Origin of the sequence: Burkholderia sp. AU4i (genome assembly GCF_000466765.1) — a bacterium.
Classification (GTDB): Bacteria; Pseudomonadota; Gammaproteobacteria; order Burkholderiales; family Burkholderiaceae; genus Burkholderia; species Burkholderia cepacia.
Map to the genome: position 1 here is coordinate 1 of NZ_ASSI01000092.1, position 1,007 is coordinate 1,007.

Here is a 1,007-nt window from a genome sequence, read left to right on the forward strand (position 1 = left end):
GGGTACGGCCGGCGCACCCGGCCGCGGCCCGAAGCCCGCGAAGGGCGCGGCGCCGCAGACGTCCGCTCCGGCGGAAGCCGGCGCGACGGCGCTGTACGAGAACCTGACGACGTGGAATTTCGGCAAGCTCCCCGAGCTGCTGGAGATCCGCCGGCGCGGCCAGACGCTGTACGGCTACCCGGCGCTCGTCGATCGCGGCACGCATTGCGACGTCGAGGTGTTCGATTCGCCGGAGGAGGCTGCGCGCATCCACCGGGCCGGCCTGCGGCGGCTGTTCGCGCTGCAGTTGAAGGAGCCGATCAAGTTCCTCGAGAAGAACCTGCCGGGCCTGCGCGAGATGGCGATGCAGTACATGTCGCTCGGCACGCAGGACGAATTGCGCGACCAGCTGATCGACACGGCGCTAGACCGCGCGTGCCTGCAGGACCCGCTGCCCGACGACGACGCGAGCTTCCACGCGCGCCGTGACGAGGGCCGAAGCCGCCTGAACCTGCTCGCGCAGGAAATCGCGCGGCTGGTCGGGCAGGTCCTGGCCGAATACGCGGGTCTCGTGAAGAAGCTCGCGCAGGCGAAGCCGTTCGCGCAGGCGCATGCGGACCTGCAGCAGCAGCTCGCCGCGCTGGTCGGCAAGCGCTTCGTGATCGATACGCCCTACGCGCAACTCGCGCACTTCCCGCGCTACCTGAAGGGCATCGCGCTGCGGATCGACAAGCTGAAGGCCGATCCGGCGCGCGACGCGAAGCAGTCGGCCGACCTGCTGCCGCTCGCCCAGCAGTACCAGCGCGCGGTGTCGCAGCGCGGCGGCGTCGCCGATCCGCGGCTCGCGGAATTCCGCTGGCTGCTCGAGGAATTGCGGATTTCGCTGTTCGCGCAGGAACTGCGCACGCCGATGCCTGTCTCTGTCAAGCGTCTGCACAAGGTCTGGGAGTCGATGCAGCGTTAGCGCAACATCGGCTTCCCGGGCTTCGCGCCGGCGCCGGGCCCCGGAAGCCGATGTTGCGCTAACG

At 69.8% G+C, this 1,007-nt stretch carries 1 protein-coding gene; it reads left to right on the plus strand.

From position 1 onward, the window contains the following. Positions 1 to 943: DUF3418 domain-containing protein (locus tag L810_RS21155; RefSeq protein WP_042975598.1), on the plus strand; the 943-nt coding region annotated here is incomplete at its 5' end. Between the last annotated feature and the right edge of the window lie 64 nt (positions 944 to 1,007).